Source organism: Streptosporangium sp. NPDC001559 (assembly GCF_042893955.1).
GTDB lineage: Bacteria > Actinomycetota > Actinomycetes > Streptosporangiales > Streptosporangiaceae > Streptosporangium.
Map to the genome: position 1 here is coordinate 1 of NZ_JBIAVG010000053.1, position 1,064 is coordinate 1,064.

At 65.1% G+C, this 1,064-nt stretch carries 1 protein-coding gene; it reads left to right on the top strand.

What is annotated here, in order from left to right:
- A partial coding sequence (locus ACFYY8_RS42125; RefSeq protein WP_390050700.1) for a hypothetical protein occupies window positions 1–1,064 on the top strand: 1,064 nt, incomplete at both ends.

The following is a 1,064-nucleotide window of genomic DNA, read 5'->3' on the forward strand; positions in this document are numbered from 1 at the left end:
TCCAAGCCGGTGGTGTCGGATCTGTCGGCTTCTCCGGGGCAGTCGGTGGCGGGGTTGTGGACGCTGCCTTCGACTCAGCCGTCCTTCTCCGCCTACGGCGGCGATCCCGAATCGCGGCAGTTGCGGCTGGAAGCACAGGTGGAGCACGACCCCTCGGCTGCCAGCCAGGGTTCCGGGCTGATCTGGTGGGGTTCTGGCGATCTGTCGACCGGTACCTGTTACACGACGAGTAAGTGCTGGATTCAGACACCTACGGTCACGTCCGGCAAGTTGAAGGACGGATGGCTGGTCCGCTGGCGGGTCCGCGCCATCACCTCCTCCGAAGCCACCGGCCCCTGGTCTGAGTGGCAGGCCGGACGGGTGGACGCCACCAAACCCGTGGTGTCCGAGCTGTCGGCCTCTCCGGGGCAGTCGGCGTCCGGGATGTGGACGCTGGCGTCGGCCCAGCCGTCGTTCTCGGCCTACGGTGGGGATGCGGATTCGCGGCAGTTGCGGCTTGAGGCGCAGGTTGAGCATGACCCGGGTAAGACCGATCAGGGTACGGGGTTGATCTGGTCGGGTGCGGGCGATCTGTCGACCAGCACTTGTTACACGACGAGTAAGTGTTGGATTCAGACGCCTACGGTCACGTCGGGCAAGTTGAAGGACGGCTGGCTGGTTCGCTGGCGGGTTCGGGCTACTACTTCCTCGTCTGTGTCGGGCCCGTGGTCGGAGTGGCAGTCCGCGAAGGTGGACACCTCCAAGCCGGTGGTGTCGGATCTGTCGGCCTCTCCCGGGCAGTCGGTGGCGGGGCTGTGGACCTTGACCTCTACGCAGCCGTCGTTCTCCGCTTATGGCGGGGATGCGGATTCGCGGCAGTTGCGGCTTGAGGCGCAGGTCGAACATGACCCGGGCAAGACCGACCAGGGCACAGGGCTGATCTGGTCCGGCACCGGTGAGACCTCAACGAGCGGTTGCTACACCACCAGCAAGTGTTGGATTCAGACGCCTACGGTCACGTCGGGCAAGTTGAAGGACGGTTGGCTGGTTCGTTGGCGGGTTCGGGCATCGACATCTTCTGGAGC